Below are 15,806 nucleotides of genomic sequence, written 5' to 3' on the forward strand. Positions count from 1 at the left end.
CATTGATTAACTCTAATCAAATTCTACACTTTAATGTGCTTTTTCAGCAAACCATTTACACATTCGTAACCGTGTTTCCATCAAATGATCTGACATTCACGGAGCAACGCTTTGGATCGCAGGGGGATTGATCCCGGACGCATTGCTCCAGACAGAAACGTGTGACCCGGATTGGGATTAGTAGCTGTGTTAGGTATGCGTTTTCTTCGCAGTGCACGGGCGATTGCCCGGATAGGCAAGGTACTGGCGCTCGGCGCTGTTTTTTTAAGCCTTCCCGCGACCGCAATGGCCAACCCAAAGTATGCCGGCATCGTCGTCGACGCCAAGACTGGCAAAACGCTTTATTCTTATTCGGCAGACGCCTACCGGTATCCCGCTTCTCTCACCAAGATCATGACGCTCTACGTGGTGTTTGAGGAACTCGAAGCCGGGCGCCTGTCCTTGAGCTCGCGCCTCAAGGTCTCGAAATATGCCGCTGGCCGGCCGCCTTCCAAGATTGGCCTGAAACCAGGAACGACCATCAAGGTTAAGGACGCGATCCTGGCGCTTGTGACCAAATCTGCCAATGACGTTGCCACGGTTGTTGCTGAGAATATTGGCGGCTCCGAGAAAAGATTTGCTGAGCGCATGACCCGCACAGCGCGCGCGCTCGGGATGAAGAAGACGACTTTCCGCAATCCTCATGGCTTGCCGAATTCGGGTCAACGCACGACGGCTCGGGACATGGCGACCCTTGGGCGCGCCATCCAGGAGCACTTCCCGCAGTACTACGGGTACTTCAAGACACGGTCCTACAAGTACAAGGGCCGCACATACGGCAACCACAACAAGTTGCTCGGCAGCGTGAAGGGTGTCGACGGTATCAAGACAGGTTACATCCGGGCCTCCGGCTTCAATCTCGTCACGTCCGTCAATACGAATGGCCGCCAGATTGTTGCCGTTGTCATGGGTGGCAGGACCGGTGCGTCCCGAAACGCTCAGATGACCAAACTGATCAACCGGCATCTGTCAAAGGCAAGTCGCGGCAAAAAGACCGTACCAGCGATCGCAAAACGGGGCGCAGCGCAGATCTTCGTCGCATCAGCGCTCACGAACCCGCCCTTGCCGAAAGCCAAGCCCGGCAGCACGCCTGCTCCCGCCACCGGGTCGCCAATGGTGCTTGCATTCAATCCCGTCGAAAAGCCATCGCCAATTCCTGCACCGGCCGCGGCAGCTGAAACAAAACCCGCAGACGTGGCACGGACGACCTCTTCCACGGTTCCTGGCTTCGGTGAATCGATCCCGCTGCCGCCGAGACTGGTCAAGCAGCGTTTCGACAGCACCTTTGCCGTTGCGACGGCACTGCCTCCGATCCGGCGCGAGAATCCCGAACTTGATTTGACGACCAACTCGGTTTCGAAACAGGCGCTCCGGGATGCCGCAAGGTCCGAGGCTGAAAGACGGACTCAGGGTCAAAAAGCCATTGCAGCTGCAGTGCCGCCCAAGACAATTCAGGTCGAGACCATCAGGATTGAAACGGCCCCGGCTCCCGAAGTGCGGACCGCACCGGTAAAGGTGGCAACCGCATCAATTGCCGCGACCCCGGTCTCCAATGTCAGTGAAAAGGGTGACACCGTTACGGTGGCGACCAGCGACACACCAGACATTGAACCAGGCTGGCAGGTACAGATCGCGGCCTCCGAAACAGAGAACCAGGCTGTTGCGCTCCTCAAGAAAGCCAGGGCCAGGACCGGCGGCGCCCTTCGCGGACGCTCGCCTTACACCGAACCGGTGCAAGCGAACGGGACCACTCTTTACCGCGCTCGCTTCGTCGGCTTTGAAACCAAGTCTTCAGCCCGCAAGGCTTGTAGAACACTCAAAAAGGCAAAATTCGCCTGCTTCGCCATCTATCAGTAACTGCGTAATGGATGCCGTCAATGTCTTCTGAGAAGCGTGTCTTTAGCCTCGTTGATTTTCGCCGCGAGGAAACTGGATCCCCCCTTGTCGGGGTGAACCCGCACCATAAGTCTGCGATGCGCGGCTCGAATTTCCGCGTCCCCGGCATCGGGAGAAAGCCCCAGGATCTCGTAGGCCTCCTCATCTGTCATGGGGCCAGAGCTCGCCGGGCTTCCCTGCCCCTCTGCTCCATCCGACTGGAAGTGTTCACGCCATCCGGAAAGCCTGCGGTCGAGATAAGCTTCGACTAGTTTCCGGCTCTGATCGTCCTGACCGGTCTCCTGCCAGAAGGCATAGAGATCCTGTTCGCTGAGATCGTCGAGCCTCTGACCCTGAAAACTGCCGGCCAATATCAGACCGGCCATTTCACCAGTATCGTGGTCCAGCTCCATTTCAACCATCGCGGTGCGGACGCGCGATCTTTGCCCGGACGCCTTGTTGGGCTTGTAAGTCCCCGTCAGGCCGCCAAGGCCGGCGACACCTAGAAGCGACAAACCCAGCCCTATTGCCGGTATCGCAAACATGAAGCGACCGGTTACGGCGAAAAGACCCCCCAGAAGCAAAAGCAGAATCCCACCGTATTTTCGCACCTGCCGCGCGAGATCCGCCGGATTGGCCTGGACGAAGCCACGCGCTCCGAAAATGATCGCAAGGAGCAGGATCACTCCAACGAGAAAATAAAACATCAGCTGCGTTTAATCTGTTCCAGGAGCAACCGGGCACCTCGCCCACCGCTCTTGTCGAGCGCCTTGAGCGCTTTGTGCCCACCGCTGGCGAAGACTGCCACCGCCTTCAGCAGCTCTGCCAATTGCTGCGCCGATCCGGCATCGAAGGGACAATAGGCGCCATTGGTCAGACGTGCCATTTCCCGAAAGGCGCTTTCGGCGACCGAGTCCCGTCCTTCCTGAAACAGGAACATCGGCACGCCCAACAGGCCGAGTTGACCCGCCCGGTCGCAAAGCATGTCAACGTCTTCCTCCATGCAGTCGCCGACGTAAACGACTGCGGCAATTTTTTCGTCAGCCGCCGCAGACAGCGCCGCCGACAGCACTTTGCCTATTTGCGTGCGCCCTCCCTGCACCGATATCCGGCTCATGGCCCTGGCAAGCTCGTCGCTCTTCTCGAACCAACGCGAGGCCCTGCATTCACCAAAACCGCGAAAATAAACGAGCTTGATTTTCAAGCCGCCGATCTTCCCGGCCTCCTGAAACATTTCCGCCTGGATGTGGCAAGCCCTGTCCCATGTCGCCTGCCGGCTCATGGTCGCATCCAGAGCAAATATCAACCGGCCACCGCCTCCCGGCTGGGGTTTGATTTCTTTCGCCTTTTCGAGAAAAGCGGAGATATCATCGGCAGCCGAAGGGACGCCGGCACTTTGCCGAACGAGAGTGTCCCTGTCGCTGTTCCGGGTTTTGGCCATTCTGCCTGATCCTTGTCGCAGTCCTTGTCCAAGAAAGTGGGACGGGCAGTTCGATTTGGCAAGTTTTGAAAAGCTGCTCAGTGTTCAAGGCTATGCCTTAAAGCAGGCAGAGTTCAGTCAGATCGCGGCGCATACCATCCGGCATCGCCTTGGTATCACCGATCGCGCGCATGTCTTCGGGTGCGTCCGACACCTTCAGATAGCGCCAACCCTGAAACGGGCGCTTTGGCTGGTAGCGGGTCAGTATCAGCCGTGGCTCCAGAACAAGATTGCATCTCTTGACCCCGGCATCGTCCGTGAACGGGCGAATATCCAGCAGATGCTGACGTGCCTGGATCCTGCCCTTGATGACCCAATAGAGCGAACCGCCGTCCAGCAGTTCATCTTTGCGGGTCGGCACCATGCGTGTGGTGTGGGTCGTTACTTCCTCAAGACCGGCAGTCCGCGCCTGTTCAACGCGAAAGTCGATCCAGGCCTGAAGAGACTCCGCACTATCGGCGCCCACGCATAATTTCACCAGATGCAAGGTCATACTTCTGACCTAGCAGGCCTGCACATAAGGTCAAGGAAACCGGCTCAATGGGTGGTGGGTTGTACACAGGTGCCCACATCAAAACCTTGCGCGCCAACCGCGAAAAGGGTTCACTTTTCCAATGGACGTGTTTGTAACCGGCGGCACCGGTGTCATTGGTTCCGCCGTGGTGAGAAGCCTGATTTCAAACGGCGTCCGTGTCATCGCTCTGGCACGGTCGGAATCTTCGTCTGACAAATTACGTGCCCTTGGGGCAAGCGCCTTTCCCGGTGATCTCAGAACGCCTGAGGGCTGGGTGGAACGGGCAGCATCATGCGAGGCCGTCATCCACACGGCCGCGACATTCACTGAGGACATGGGCCGAATCGACCGGTTGGCGATGTTGTCGCTCAAACAGGCAGCCAAACACAAGAAACAGCCCCTGAAGCTCATCTACACAGGTGGCATATGGTTGTTTCCTGCACTCGGCGGTGAAGAGGTCATCACGGAGAAAACCCCCTTCTCTCCTCTCCCGGCCTTTCGATTCATGGGTGAAACGATCCGGACGCTTTCACACGGTATGGATTTGAACCTTGTGATCATCCATCCGGCTCTTGTGTGCGGTCGGGAGCACGGGCCGATCACAGACATGACCAAAGCGCTCAAAGAGGGCGTTCCCTTTGAAACACGGGCGACGCCGGATACCATCTGGCCGCTCATCGAGGTCAACGATCTTGCCGCATTTTATGTCCTGGGTCTGAAGCAGGCCCGTTTCCGAATGTCCCTGATTGCCAGCAGTATACCGGGTATATCGGTCGGACATCTGGCCTCTCACATTTCTGCACGGCACGGTCTGCCGCTGGAAATCAAGACGGTGCCGACGCCTGAGAATGCAGTTCCGGAAACGGACTGGTCAGCAGGTTATGCCCTTTCGCAACGTGTCGATGTCGCGCACACGCAAAGGGCAATCGGCTGGCAAGCAGAGCTTTCCACGATCGAAGACCTTGTCGTGACACTCTCACGATAACCGGCTCATCTGACGCACTCACAACCCAGCCTGTTCCAAGACTTTCTAAACCTGTCTTCCTTTAGGATGCGCGGAAGAACAACAGGACCTGTGCATGCCAAGGCTGATTTCAATTTTTGCGTCTTTGATTTTGCTCGCCGTCACGCAAACGACTGCGCAGGAACTACCAACAGGCGAATTCAGCGTCGTCAACACCACCGGTTTCGTGGAACAAAATGGCAGCAGACAGCCCCTGCTTCCGGATCGCAAATCCGGCCTGGTCACCATGGTCTTGGATCCGGACCACAATCTCAACGTATCGATCAACGGCACGCAATTCAGGCTGTTCCCGCTTGAAGGCGGCCTTGCAGGCCTGTCCTGGAACGCATCTGATACTGAACTGTTGCACGGGATTGATATCGAGGCGTTGAACGCTCCAGAAAAGCTGGAAGCAATTCCAGCATGGGGCGCAGACATTGTTTGGCCGCAACTTGGCCTTGCGCGGTTCGTTCTCTTGCCGCTTGGACCGGCAGCCTACACTGGTTTCCTGGTGAGCTATCCAGAGGGCAAGACAGTCGTGCGCCAGATGGAATTCCGCCGGAATTCCGGCCCGCTTGACCGGCCCGATCCGTCCATCGCGCTTGATTGACGCTTGAATGGCTTCAAATTGAAAAAGGCGCAGTCTTCGCTGCGCCTTTTATTGAAAACGTCCCGTTGGCCTTACTTGGCAACGATGACGGCTTGTTGAGCGCTTTCCACGTCATTGAACAAAAGGATCATCGTCAATGCGGCGCCTACTGCAGCGACAGTCCAAAGAGTGACGCTCCAACAAGATTTCTGCACGTTTTCGTCCATAAAAGCCCTACACTTTTTTTTAGAGCGCCATGCCCTGCATCACGAAATATGGCGCCATTGGGGCGAGGAGGTAAACGATCCATTACCAAACCGCAAGCGCAAAAATGGAGCAGCTGACCAGCTATTTTTGCAGATCAAAAAATCCCTTCTTTGATTTCAGCCGCTTATGATTTTAAAGGGAGGCAGAATTTGAATGAAAGTTTTGCCATGCATGCTCTTTCGAACCTGGATTTAGCCGCAGCTATCTGGTTCCTGGTCGCCTGGTTCGGCTACGATCTGATCGTGGAGCTGAGCCCTTTAAGCAAAAGGACACTCTCCCACGCCATGGACGACTACCGGCGCGGCTGGATGATTTCCATGTGCTCGCGCGAGGTTCGCATCATGGACACCTCGATTATGTCCGGACTTCAACAGGGCACCGCTTTTTTCGCCTCAACTGCCTTATTGGCGATCGGTGGAGGGTTCGCGCTGCTTGAAGCAACGGACCGGATCGTTCAGATCGCAGGAGACCTTTCGATACCGGTTGAAACGAGCCGCGCCCTATGGGAGGTCAAAGTCCTCGGGCTGATGCTCATTTTTGCGTACAGCTTCTTCAAGTTTGGCTGGGCCTACCGGCTCTTCAACTACGCCAGCATTGTCATGGGAGCGGTGCCTGAACGGGAAACGTCTGACTCTCGCGAGGCTCAGAAAGTTGGCCTTCAGGCAGCGGACCTGATCGTGCTCGCCGGCCGCCACTTTAACCGCGGCCAGCGAGCCCTTTTCTTCGCGATCGGATTTCTGGGCTGGTTCGCCGGACCCTTTGCCTTCGCCCTGGCAACGCTGGCAGTGCTTGTTGTGCTGCTGCGTCGTCAGTTCGCTTCAAGGGCCAGAGCTGCCGTGTTGTCAGGGCAGTATCCGAACTTGGAGTCTCCGGACAAGTCAGGTGAATAGACAGAAACAGGCTCTTCGAAGCCCTTGACCTTGTAACGGCCGTAGAGGCCTGACCGGCATCCCATGATGTCCGACAAGGCATCAGATACGAGCACTTCCCGACCAAGATCCTTTGACAGCTGGGCAATCCGGGCAGCCAGATTGACAACCGGACCGACAACGGTGAAATCGAGGCGGGTCTCACTCCCGACATTGCCGTAAAAGACGTCGCCGGCATGAAGCGCGATGCCAACGCTCAGATCCGGTGTCATGGCACATGTGTTCGAAGAATTGATGTTGTCGATGCGCTTAAGCGTGTCCCGCGCTGCAAGCAGCGCCCGCTTCGCCGCATCCCGTGCCTCTTCCTCGCTCTCGTACGGAAAGATTGCCATGACCTCGTCGCCTATGAACTTCAACACCTCGCCGCCATGCGCTTCGACCGCAGCCGTCATGGCGCCGAAATACTTGTTCAGGAACTTAACGAGCATGTCCGCTGGAAGCGTGTTGGAAAGACGTGTGAAACCGCGAATATCCGCGAAACTGACAACCGCCTTGATCCATTCTCCCTGACCGCGCCGCGTGGTCCCGTCCAGAACCTTCACGCCCGCGCGCGGCCCGACATAGGTGTCGAGCACCGTCTCGGCAGTCCGCCGGAGCGTTTTGAGTTCACAGACCAGAGCAAGGGGACGAACGAGTGATTCAAAGACGCTGATGTGAGAGCCGCTGAACCCCCCGGGCGACTTGGTTGCAAATCCCGTCACCTTGACCGAACCGTCCGAGAACGGCAACGGCAACGCTATGTAATCCGTGTATCCGGCATCGCGCAGTTCGACGGTTATCGGAAATTGCGCAGCCTCTTCGGGTGACTTTTCCAACCGCACCCTGACGGGCTCTCTGGTCACATGGACTCGTTTGATCGGACTGGTCTGATAGTCTTCGTCGGAGCTGTTATCGGCTGTATAGAGCCGCAGTTCCTTGGTCCCGTCACTGGTCCAAACGGATCCCTCTGCGCGCACAATGGGATGAACAACCCAAATTCCGGTGGTCGCCCTGTCGACAGGCACACCGCCATCGCGCAGGCGCTCGGCCAGCTCGCTGATAATTTCAAGCGTGTCTTTCAAATGAGATGCATCGCTATAGAGCCACTGCACCACGTCTGCCGCAACAATCGGCGCTTCGAGGACCATCTGCCCACGTCCTTATCTAACCCTGAGATCCTTCATATGGTGCGCCGCAACGTCCTGAAAAAGAGGTAACTTTGGACTTATGATCACTATTTGTCCGATTGCGGCAGTTTCGGTGCCGGGAAAAGTGACGCACTGCGCCCCGTCAATCGGTAAACGAGCAGTCCGACCCATTCCCTGAAGGCAAGATCAAATCGCCTCAATCCCTTGGAAGCACCTGAAAACCCAAGTGACCTGTCCTCTTCACCGCGCGTTCTGTAGTCGACCGGATAGGCCGTTACGCCGGTCCACCCGGCCTCCTCAAAAACGCCCATGGCACGCGGCATGTGATATGCAGAGGTAGCAACCATTTTTGGCCCAGCTTCGGGTCAACGAGCTCCTTGGTCAGAACGGCATTCTCCCAGGTATTGCGAGACGCGTCCTCGAGAATCACCCTGTCAGGTGAAATGCCAAAATCGTCAAACAACCGGGCCGCTCCTTCAGCTTCGGTCGCCTGAGAAGACACGATGATCCCCTGCCCCCCGGAATGAATGACCTTGGCTTCGGGAAGGTGCGTCGCAAGACGCGCCGTAATGGTGATTCGCTCACCGGACGTGGTCAGTGCCGTATCACCACGCCCTCCCGTCACAATGGTATCGACTGCACCGCCCAGAACCACAATTCCGTCGACGTTTTCGATTTCCGAGGGTCTTGGGAACCGTTCTTCAAGGGGCAGGATTATCCAATTCGCTGCCGGAGACAGGCCACAAACTGCCAGTCCGGCGACCCCGAGCCAGGCCAAACTCAGGCCCGTTTTCCGGCGCTTGCCTAACGCAGTGAGCGCTAATCCGAAAAGCACAATCGCAATGAGAAAATTGGAGGGCTGGATGAAAAAATATCCGATCTTTGCAAGGTAAAAGAACATAAAGCAGTATCCGTTTGGCTTGGAATCGATTGCAAAGGCGGTGAGCCAGAGGCTGACTATTTTGAGATCGCAATGCAATCCACCTCAGACCTTGAGTAACAGTGTTACCCACTCGACAGGCAACATGTTTTCAGTCGTACCGGCTTTATTTCCAGGTTCTCATCTTCGTACAGCCAGATAAATTCTTCAGAAAAAAGATCCATTATTCCAGCTACTTAAGCTAATCGCGTTTGAGACATTACTGTAAATCAAATGTCATAATTTACGGCGAAGCTTCACCGGGTTTCCGCGCTTGAATGCAGGGTGACGCGTCGCTCATGTTGTCACAAAAACCTGTCGTTTTTCACAAAGGTGATAACCGTGATCGGGGTCACAGGGATGTGAGCGGAACTGCGGCAGTATTGTGGCACTCATTCAAAGGCACATTCGAGGGTAGCCAGATGACACTTTATTTGAAACTCGGTGGACGCGAAGCAGTCATGCGAGCGATGCCCCGCCTGCAAGCCAGGCTTGAGCAGGATCCTTGTTTCGACACCGCCGCGTTCCGCCAGGAATTTGAAAGCTCGGACGACCTGTCCGAATTCCTGATTTTTCTTGCAGGCGGTGCACCCTTTTATGACGGCAAGCCGATATGCGAACTCTTGTCACCGATTTGCACATGCGCGGATGTCTACGACCGCTTCGTGGATCATCTGATCATCGTGTTCTTCGCCGGAAAGAGAAACGAGTGCGATGAAGCGGAACTGCGCGGTCTGATGGAGATGTTGCAGCCTCAGGTTCTCGATCCAAAGCCAGTCGCGCCGATCATGGTGTATTCCGTCGAACAGGATGTCCTGAGCGCCTGACAAAGCCCGCCCTCATACAAAAAACGCCGGCGATCCCTCGCCGGTGTTTTTGTTTGAAATCGAGGGATTTCAGCCCAGTTCCTCGACGCTGGTCACAATCTTGCCGACCAGCCCGTATTCGATCCCCTCTTCAGGGCTCATCCAATAATCACGGTCGGTGTCTTTCTCGATCCGGTCAATCGGCTGCCCCGTTGCATCTGCAAAGATCTTGTTGAGGCGATCCCGCATCTTGATGATCTCTTTGGCCTGAATCTCGATGTCGGTCGCCATACCACCGGCCCCACCTGACGGTTGATGCAGCAGGAAGCGGGTATTTGGGGTGCAGAAACGTTTGTCCTTGGGTACGGAAACGTAAATCAAAGCACCGGCACTCGCGACCCATCCCATGCCGAGAATACGAACTTCCGGAGCAATGAACTTGATCGTGTCATGAATCATGTCACCGGATTCGACGTGGCCGCCAGGCGAAGACACGATAACCGTGATCGGATCGTTTGAGACCTGTGCCAGAGCCAGAAGACGGGCACAAACGTCACGGGCCATGTCCTGCGTCACCGGTCCGGTGATGAGCACGGTACGCGCCTCAAACAGGTGCTTGTCGACCTGAATCGACGGCTGGCTCTTTGGTTTGTCGTCCTCGTCATCATCGAGACGTGCAGGCACAGTGGTCGAATAGTCTTTCATGCGCAGGATTTAGCTCCCTTGGCTGTTGGGCCGGCCGGACCGGCAATTGTCTGGCGCGGACTGGTCTCGCCGCCGCGCAGGATTGGTTCATGTTTATGCGAAGTGTCGGCTCCTCGCAAACCTTGAAAACCTGAATAACGTGAAAAGAGTTATCAGAAAGGCAATGGTGGACGACACGCCCTGTTTCAATCTCCGCTCTTCGGGTTTTCGTTCAAAGCTCCCTCTCTTCGACCGACGACAAGGTGCCAGACAAGCATTGCTGCAAAGGGCAGCGAAGGCCAGAAGAACCAGAGCGTCGACAGGCCGGACGTCAGAAGGTTCAACACGAAGAAAACGCCGATCATGAAGACGCAGAACCTTACCCGGCGCGGCTGCCCGCGTAACCAGCGGCGCGCCTGTTCAAATCCATTCGCGACCGCGCGCGTGTCTTTGTCCCAGTCGGGGTGGGGTTCACTAGCGTTCGGCGCCGCAGAAGGGTCTTCTCCAGTCTGGTCAGACGGCATCTCCTGCGGAGCGTTTCGACCGCCAAGTCTTACGGCATAAGTCTCCACGGGCTCGCTTACGTTCTTGACCTGCTGCGGACCGAGTGGGTCGAAGCCAAGCGCGACCTTGGCCTTGACCTGGTCATACACCGATTGCGACAGCATGATCCCGCCGCGCGGCGCAAGCTCTTGCAAGCGCGCGGCAACGTTCACGCCGTCGCCGTATATGTCGTCCCCCTCAACCATGATGTCGCCGAGGTTGATTCCGACACGAAAGTCCATCCGGTTGATTTCAGGGAGGTCCGAATTTCGAAGCGACAGTTCGTTTTGAATGTCGACCGCGCACTGCACCGCCTCAATCACGGAGGCGAATTCAATGATAACCGCATCGCCCCACGTATTCACAATGCGCCCATTGTGGCTTTCTGTCAGCGACGACATGACGGACCGATAGGCTTTTAAGCGGTCGAGCGTCCCGTGTTCGTCCCGCTCCATCAGCTTGGAATATTGTGCAACATCTGCGCACATAATGGCCGACAGACGCCGCTTCACCCGTTGCATGACCTTACCCCTGAATGCTTACGGTTAGGAATGGGAACCCGCGCGCCAAATTGCAAGGTCAAATCCACGGCTCCTAAGACTTTCAGCCGGTCAGGCTATCCCTGATTTCGCTCTGAGAACCTCCAGGGCGTCTTCCGCCCGTTCAGCCGGCACGAAGACGTGGTCGTGAAAATAGGCCGCGACCACATTGGCCGGTATCCCTTCTTCAGCAAGCGCTGCAGCAATTGCAGCGGTGAGACCGACTGCTTCCAGGGAAGAGTGTACCGTCAGCGTGATTCTGCGAAACCACTCGGCGTCAGCAAGGCCCAGTTCCCGGGCGCGCTCGACCGGCAAGATCGCCGTTATGCCCTCCGTTTCAGCGAACAGGCCGACGGGCTCATACTCGGCAAGTTGCTCAAGTGTCCTGTTTGCGAAGGTGCAAAAGACATAGGGCTCCGGATCGAGCATGGGCCGCATATGCGAGATCAGGACATTCAGGTCGGTTTCGCCGGACATGGCGGGACACCTCTTAAGCGATTCCAAATCCGTCTGTCCGAATTTGGCGGAACATTTGAACTATGGCGCACATTGCGCTGCTCTGAATCGGTCAGGCAGCGCGCGCCCTTGCGGCCATTGCCATGTTGCACAGCAGCTCGAATATGATGGAAACACCGAGAAACGCGGTCGCGCCGCTCGCGTCGAAGGGCGGCGATACTTCCACCAGGTCGGCGCCGACGATATCCACGCCCTCCAGCAGCCGCGCCACCTGCAGCGACTGAAACGAATTCGGACCGCCCACTTCAGGCGTACCCGTGCCCGGAGCGAACGCGGGATCGACAAAATCAATGTCGTAGGAAACATAGGTTGGACCTGTTCCGGCGATCTCCCGCGCCTCGACCATCACATCTTCCGGTCCGCGTGCATGAAATTCTTCGATGGGAATGACCTTGATCCCGACACTTTCGGCAAAATCCCTGTCTTCGCTGTCATAGGCCGTGCCTCGAATGCCGATCTGCACGACCCGCTTCGGGTCCAGCAAACCTTCTTCGACGGCGCGGCGAAACGGTGTGCCGTGAGTGTACTGCATCCCACCGAAATAACTCTTGAAGAGGTCCGTGTGGCTGTCGAAGTGGATCATGCCAAGCGGCTTGGTCCTGGCCAGCGATCTCAATATCGGCAGGGAACACAAATGATCGCCGCCTGCCGAGAGTGGAACAATGCCAGCGGCAACGACCTTGTCGTAGAAGGTGGTCATGCGCACGAGACTGTCGTCAACGCTCGCGGGATTGGGGCCAACATCACCAAGGTCCGCGCAATTGACCAGTTCAAACGGCCTGACACCGGTCGCACCGTTCTGGGCCCGGATCATCGTGGACATGTCCCTGAGTTGCCGCGGGCCATGCCGCGGGCCCGGCCGGTTCGTCGTTCCGCCATCCCAGGGCATGCCGATCAAACCGATGGTAACCTCCGAAATCCTTGGATCCTCCAGATCCACATGCGGCAGTCGCATGAATGTCGGAACACCTGCAAAACGCGGCAAGTCGAACCCGGACACGGGATGGAAAAATGGATCGGTCATGTGTGCTACCTGAAACGTGCCAAATTGGAGGAAACCAGCTCAGAACGTTATTTCTGGCAGAAACGATGGCAGGTTCAACAAAAACCCGCTTACCAGGAAATCGTCTTGCCCATGTGGTCGAAAAAGCCGCCGGTCTGCGATGGAGACAGAGAGTCTACCACAGACAGCAGACGGCCTGCCGCGATTTCGGGCTCCTGGACGTCCAGACCGCTTTTGGAAAAACCGTCCGTCAGCTGGGTCCGGACGGTACCGGGATGCAAAGCAACGCAGATCGCCTCCGGAGCCTTTCGCGCAAGTTCCACGGAAGCCGTTCGCACGATCTGGTTCAGCGCGGCCTTGGAGGCACGATAGGCGTACCATCCACCGAGCTTGTTGTCGCCGATCGACCCCACGCGGGCAGATAGCACGGCAAAGACGCTGCGGCCTTGTCTCGGCAACAATGGCAAAAAGTGTTTCAGCAACAGCGCAGGTCCAATTGCGTTGATCGCGTAAGACCTTGCCAGCAGATCGGGATCAATTTCGCGCAAGCTCTTTTCCGGGCGCATGCCATCCGGCGTAAGCGAACCGGTCGCCACGAAAACCAATCGAATGTCACCTTCAAGTGACCCGGCCCAGTGCGCACAAGCAGCGATCGTCTTTTCGTCCAGCAAATCCAGAGGCGGCGCGGAGTTTCGGTTCAGCCCGATGACCTCATCGTAACTGGCCGATGTTTCCAGGGCCTCAATTGTAGCTCCGCCAATTCCTCCCGTGGAACCGGCAACCAACGCGATTTTTCGGGTCATGCAACGTCCTGATCAACTCTTCGGGCATGTACGCAACCCGGACAGCAGGAGATCAGGCATCAATGGTTTCCTGCCAAATGCCGTCCACATATTCAGCTTCGTCATCTCCGGGCCATGGCGGCATGGATATGCAGATGAACTTGAGGAATTGGTTTTCGTCGCTCCGATACTGAAAAGCAGTGCCAACGGGGATGTCGATCGACACGCCAGGTTCCAAATCGACAACACTTTGCGAACTGCCGTCCGACCGCCAGATTTGCCCCTTGCCTTCCAGCACGAACCAGAATTCGCTTACGGTCTTGTGCCGCGTCGCCCGATTGATCTGACCGGCTGGAACTGATGCGTGGATCATGTTGCCAGTCGCACCGTCCATGAGAAAACTGATATCTGCTCCCGCCGGGGATTTTGCATCCGCAGTGTCCGGCACTCTTGATTGTTTCACGACCCGCTCGCTTCCTCGTCGATCCTGGATTGAAGGTATTCAGAGAACCAGCCTCGATACCGTTTTTGCAGGTTTTCGATTTTCCAGTCCATTCCCGAGACCAGACCCCGGCAGTTTTTCGATCCGCAGGAACACGTCATGCTCCAGTCGTCATTGTCCCCGGTCGCATAATCGAAAGTCAGTTCTTCACCGGGCTCGATGCTGCGCATTGCATGAAAGCAGATTTGGCCTTTGATGCCGACATTGGGTTCACAGGAATGATTGAGGAACATCATGGAAGCGGCGCGCTCTTCGGGCGCTCGCGGCCCAAGAAACAGGTCATCGGCAATCTGGATCTCGGCCGGACCGAGACTTTGCGCCAGATGGTCGCGGGTTGCGCGGTCGAAGATGTGCCCGCCTTTCACAACAAGCAGCTCACCTTCAAAAATCTGAGTTTTGGCAAAAAGGCCCGTCCCCTCAATCCTGCTGGACTTCTTTTCGACCTTCGCTGAGAACCAGCTCGCGCTCATTCTCCCCCTCCTCCTGGGCAAAGGCGCGACCCTGCCTGACAATTACGACGTCTTGTTGAAGATTTCACGCCCGATCAGCATGCGCCGGATTTCGGACGTTCCTGCCCCGATCTCATAGAGTTTGGCATCGCGCAGCAAGCGTCCTGTCGGATATTCGTTGATATACCCGTTGCCTCCCAGAAGCTGGATGGCATCAAGCGCGATTTTGGTCGCATTTTCCGCGGCAAACAAAATGGCCCCGGCAGCATCTTCGCGTGTGGTCTCGCCGCGGTCGCATGCTCTTGCGACCGCATAAACGTAGGACTTCGTCGCATTCATGGTGACATACATGTCGGCGACCTTGCCCTGCACCAACTGGAACGTGCCGATCGGCTGGCCGAACTGCTGACGTTCATGCACATAAGGCATGACCACATCCATGGCCGCCTGCATAATGCCGACCGAGCCGGCGGCAAGTACAGCTCGTTCGTAATCGAGACCGGACATCAGGACATTGACGCCCTTACCGACTTCGCCAAGAACGTTTTCCTCCGGCACCTCGCAGTCCTGGAACACAAGCTCGCCCGTGTCGGAGCCACGCATGCCCAGTTTGTCCAGTTTCTGGGCAACGGAAAACCCTGGAAAGTCCCGCTCGACAAGGAACGCTGTTATCCCTTTCGGTCCCGCGTCAGGATCCGTTTTTGCATAGATGATCAAGGTGTCCGCAGTCGGTCCGTTGGTGATCCACATCTTCGAACCGTTAAGGACATAGCGATCCCCTTTCTTGTCAGCGCGCAGCTTCATGGAAACCACATCAGACCCGGCTCCCGGCTCGGACATGGCCAGCGCACCGAGATGCTCTCCGGTAATCAGTTTTTCAAGATATCTCTTTTTCTGATCGTCGGTGCCCCAACGGCGCATTTGATTGACGCACAGGTTGGAGTGCGCGCCGTAGCTCAATCCGACGGAGGCTGATGCCCGGCTGACTTCTTCCATCGCGATGCAGTGCTCCAGATAGCCAAGTCCGGAACCACCCCACTCTTCCTCAACCGTGATGCCATGCAGACCGAGTTCACCCATCTCGGGCCAGATTTCCCGCGGGAACCAGTCCTCCCTGTCAATCTTTTCGGCAAGGGGCGCTATACGGTCCTGACTGTAGGAACGTACGGTGTCCCGAAGCATGTCCGCCGTTTCACCGAGATCGAAGTTAAAGTTCGGAAAGTCGTTTCTGATCATTGAT

Annotated in this window: 17 protein-coding genes and 1 pseudogene; 5 read left to right on the forward strand and 13 right to left on the reverse strand. The window is 56.6% G+C overall.

The window, feature by feature from the left end; genetic code table 11:
- The first annotated feature begins 195 nt into the window (after window positions 1-195).
- Window positions 196-1,896 carry a D-alanyl-D-alanine carboxypeptidase gene (locus tag RBB47_RS24740; protein ID WP_305988589.1) on the forward strand — a complete coding sequence of 567 codons (1,701 nt, stop codon included), beginning with the start codon at window positions 196-198 and terminating at the stop codon, window positions 1,894-1,896.
- A gap of 17 nt (window positions 1,897-1,913) precedes the next feature.
- On the opposite strand, the gene RBB47_RS24745 is transcribed toward RBB47_RS24740, so the two are convergent.
- From RBB47_RS24745 to RBB47_RS24755, 3 genes are all read right to left on the reverse strand, one after another.
- Window positions 1,914-2,621, reverse strand: a complete 708-nt coding sequence (locus RBB47_RS24745; RefSeq protein WP_305988590.1) for a DnaJ domain-containing protein — start codon at window positions 2,619-2,621, stop codon at window positions 1,914-1,916.
- The gene (locus tag RBB47_RS24750; protein ID WP_305988591.1) at window positions 2,621-3,355 is read right to left on the reverse strand and encodes a VWA domain-containing protein; all 735 of its coding nucleotides are present in this window, start codon (window positions 3,353-3,355) and stop codon (window positions 2,621-2,623) included. The genes RBB47_RS24745 and RBB47_RS24750 overlap by 1 nt, the downstream gene beginning before the upstream one ends.
- 97 nt (window positions 3,356-3,452) lie before the next feature.
- On the reverse strand, window positions 3,453-3,887 hold the full coding sequence (locus RBB47_RS24755) for a DUF1489 family protein (protein WP_305988592.1): 435 nt from the start codon (window positions 3,885-3,887) through the stop codon (window positions 3,453-3,455).
- Between the two features lie 121 nt (window positions 3,888-4,008).
- On the opposite strand from RBB47_RS24755, the gene RBB47_RS24760 reads away from it, so the two are divergent.
- The 3 genes from RBB47_RS24760 to RBB47_RS24770 all read left to right on the forward strand — a co-directional run bounded on the left by RBB47_RS24760 (window position 4,009) and on the right by RBB47_RS24770 (window position 6,657).
- Entirely contained in the window at window positions 4,009-4,893 is an 885-nt protein-coding gene (locus RBB47_RS24760; protein ID WP_305988593.1) for an SDR family oxidoreductase, read from the forward strand.
- A 94-nt stretch (window positions 4,894-4,987) separates the two neighbouring features.
- A complete protein-coding gene (locus tag RBB47_RS24765; protein WP_305988594.1) occupies window positions 4,988-5,521 on the forward strand; it encodes a hypothetical protein in 534 nt (177 codons plus the stop codon).
- Window positions 5,522-5,916: 395 nt separating this feature from the next.
- Complete coding sequence (locus tag RBB47_RS24770; protein WP_371932852.1) at window positions 5,917-6,657, forward strand: DUF599 domain-containing protein; 741 nt, start codon at window positions 5,917-5,919, stop codon at window positions 6,655-6,657.
- On the opposite strand, the gene RBB47_RS24775 is transcribed toward RBB47_RS24770, so the two are convergent.
- Entirely contained in the window at window positions 6,576-7,823 is a 1,248-nt protein-coding gene (locus RBB47_RS24775; RefSeq protein ID WP_305988595.1) for an adenylate/guanylate cyclase domain-containing protein, read from the reverse strand. The genes RBB47_RS24770 and RBB47_RS24775 overlap by 82 nt on opposite strands.
- 86 nt (window positions 7,824-7,909) lie before the next feature.
- Window positions 7,910-8,724: pseudogene (locus tag RBB47_RS24785) on the reverse strand (YdcF family protein).
- A gap of 440 nt (window positions 8,725-9,164) precedes the next feature.
- Between RBB47_RS24785 and RBB47_RS24790 the strand changes: the two are divergent.
- Window positions 9,165-9,569 carry a Clp protease ClpP gene (locus RBB47_RS24790; protein ID WP_305988598.1) on the forward strand — a complete coding sequence of 135 codons (405 nt, stop codon included), beginning with the start codon at window positions 9,165-9,167 and terminating at the stop codon, window positions 9,567-9,569.
- A 69-nt stretch (window positions 9,570-9,638) separates the two neighbouring features.
- Here the strand turns inward: RBB47_RS24790 and RBB47_RS24795 are convergent, their stop codons facing one another.
- The 8 genes from RBB47_RS24795 to RBB47_RS24830 all read right to left on the reverse strand — a co-directional run bounded on the left by RBB47_RS24795 (window position 9,639) and on the right by RBB47_RS24830 (window position 15,802).
- The gene (locus tag RBB47_RS24795; RefSeq protein WP_305988599.1) at window positions 9,639-10,253 is read right to left on the reverse strand and encodes an ATP-dependent Clp protease proteolytic subunit; all 615 of its coding nucleotides are present in this window, start codon (window positions 10,251-10,253) and stop codon (window positions 9,639-9,641) included.
- A gap of 185 nt (window positions 10,254-10,438) precedes the next feature.
- Window positions 10,439-11,296 (reverse strand): adenylate/guanylate cyclase domain-containing protein, encoded by an 858-nt coding sequence (locus tag RBB47_RS24800; protein ID WP_305988600.1) that lies wholly within the window; start codon window positions 11,294-11,296, stop codon window positions 10,439-10,441.
- A gap of 90 nt (window positions 11,297-11,386) precedes the next feature.
- Window positions 11,387-11,791 (reverse strand): ACT domain-containing protein, encoded by a 405-nt coding sequence (locus RBB47_RS24805; RefSeq protein WP_305988601.1) that lies wholly within the window; start codon window positions 11,789-11,791, stop codon window positions 11,387-11,389.
- A gap of 91 nt (window positions 11,792-11,882) precedes the next feature.
- A complete protein-coding gene (locus RBB47_RS24810) occupies window positions 11,883-12,854 on the reverse strand; it encodes an agmatinase (protein WP_305988602.1) in 972 nt (323 codons plus the stop codon).
- An 89-nt stretch (window positions 12,855-12,943) separates the two neighbouring features.
- The gene (locus tag RBB47_RS24815; protein ID WP_305988603.1) at window positions 12,944-13,636 is read right to left on the reverse strand and encodes an SDR family oxidoreductase; all 693 of its coding nucleotides are present in this window, start codon (window positions 13,634-13,636) and stop codon (window positions 12,944-12,946) included.
- A 52-nt stretch (window positions 13,637-13,688) separates the two neighbouring features.
- A complete protein-coding gene (locus RBB47_RS24820) occupies window positions 13,689-14,078 on the reverse strand; it encodes a cupin domain-containing protein (RefSeq protein WP_305988604.1) in 390 nt (129 codons plus the stop codon).
- Window positions 14,075-14,587, reverse strand: a complete 513-nt coding sequence (locus RBB47_RS24825; protein WP_305988605.1) for an SET domain-containing protein — start codon at window positions 14,585-14,587, stop codon at window positions 14,075-14,077. The genes RBB47_RS24820 and RBB47_RS24825 overlap by 4 nt, the downstream gene beginning before the upstream one ends.
- Window positions 14,588-14,629: 42 nt before the next feature.
- Window positions 14,630-15,802: an isovaleryl-CoA dehydrogenase gene (locus RBB47_RS24830; RefSeq protein WP_305988606.1), complete on the reverse strand. Its 1,173-nt coding sequence runs from the start codon at window positions 15,800-15,802 to the stop codon at window positions 14,630-14,632.
- Between the last annotated feature and the right edge of the window lie 4 nt (window positions 15,803-15,806).

This window comes from Roseibium sp. MMSF_3544 (genome assembly GCF_030732845.1).
GTDB lineage: Bacteria > Pseudomonadota > Alphaproteobacteria > Rhizobiales > Stappiaceae > Roseibium.

Excerpts from the sequence above, each read along its gene's own strand:
- RBB47_RS24750 (WP_305988591.1), bottom strand. The coding sequence starts at position 3,355 with ATGGCCAAAACCCGGAACAGCGACAGGGACACTCTCGTTCGGCAAAGT.
- RBB47_RS24775 (WP_305988595.1), bottom strand. The coding sequence starts at position 7,823 with ATGGTCCTCGAAGCGCCGATTGTTGCGGCAGACGTGGTGCAGTGGCTC.
- RBB47_RS24740 (WP_305988589.1), top strand. The coding sequence starts at position 196 with ATGCGTTTTCTTCGCAGTGCACGGGCGATTGCCCGGATAGGCAAGGTA.
- RBB47_RS24765 (WP_305988594.1), top strand. The coding sequence starts at position 4,988 with ATGCCAAGGCTGATTTCAATTTTTGCGTCTTTGATTTTGCTCGCCGTC.
- RBB47_RS24760 (WP_305988593.1), top strand. The coding sequence starts at position 4,009 with ATGGACGTGTTTGTAACCGGCGGCACCGGTGTCATTGGTTCCGCCGTG.
- RBB47_RS24790 (WP_305988598.1), top strand. The coding sequence starts at position 9,165 with ATGACACTTTATTTGAAACTCGGTGGACGCGAAGCAGTCATGCGAGCG.
- RBB47_RS24815 (WP_305988603.1), bottom strand. The coding sequence starts at position 13,636 with ATGACCCGAAAAATCGCGTTGGTTGCCGGTTCCACGGGAGGAATTGGC.
- RBB47_RS24805 (WP_305988601.1), bottom strand. The coding sequence starts at position 11,791 with ATGTCCGGCGAAACCGACCTGAATGTCCTGATCTCGCATATGCGGCCC.
- RBB47_RS24755 (WP_305988592.1), bottom strand. The coding sequence starts at position 3,887 with ATGACCTTGCATCTGGTGAAATTATGCGTGGGCGCCGATAGTGCGGAG.
- RBB47_RS24830 (WP_305988606.1), bottom strand. The coding sequence starts at position 15,802 with ATGATCAGAAACGACTTTCCGAACTTTAACTTCGATCTCGGTGAAACG.
- RBB47_RS24800 (WP_305988600.1), bottom strand. The coding sequence starts at position 11,296 with ATGCAACGGGTGAAGCGGCGTCTGTCGGCCATTATGTGCGCAGATGTT.
- RBB47_RS24810 (WP_305988602.1), bottom strand. The coding sequence starts at position 12,854 with ATGACCGATCCATTTTTCCATCCCGTGTCCGGGTTCGACTTGCCGCGT.
- RBB47_RS24795 (WP_305988599.1), bottom strand. The coding sequence starts at position 10,253 with ATGAAAGACTATTCGACCACTGTGCCTGCACGTCTCGATGATGACGAG.
- RBB47_RS24825 (WP_305988605.1), bottom strand. The coding sequence starts at position 14,587 with ATGAGCGCGAGCTGGTTCTCAGCGAAGGTCGAAAAGAAGTCCAGCAGG.
- RBB47_RS24745 (WP_305988590.1), bottom strand. The coding sequence starts at position 2,621 with ATGTTTTATTTTCTCGTTGGAGTGATCCTGCTCCTTGCGATCATTTTC.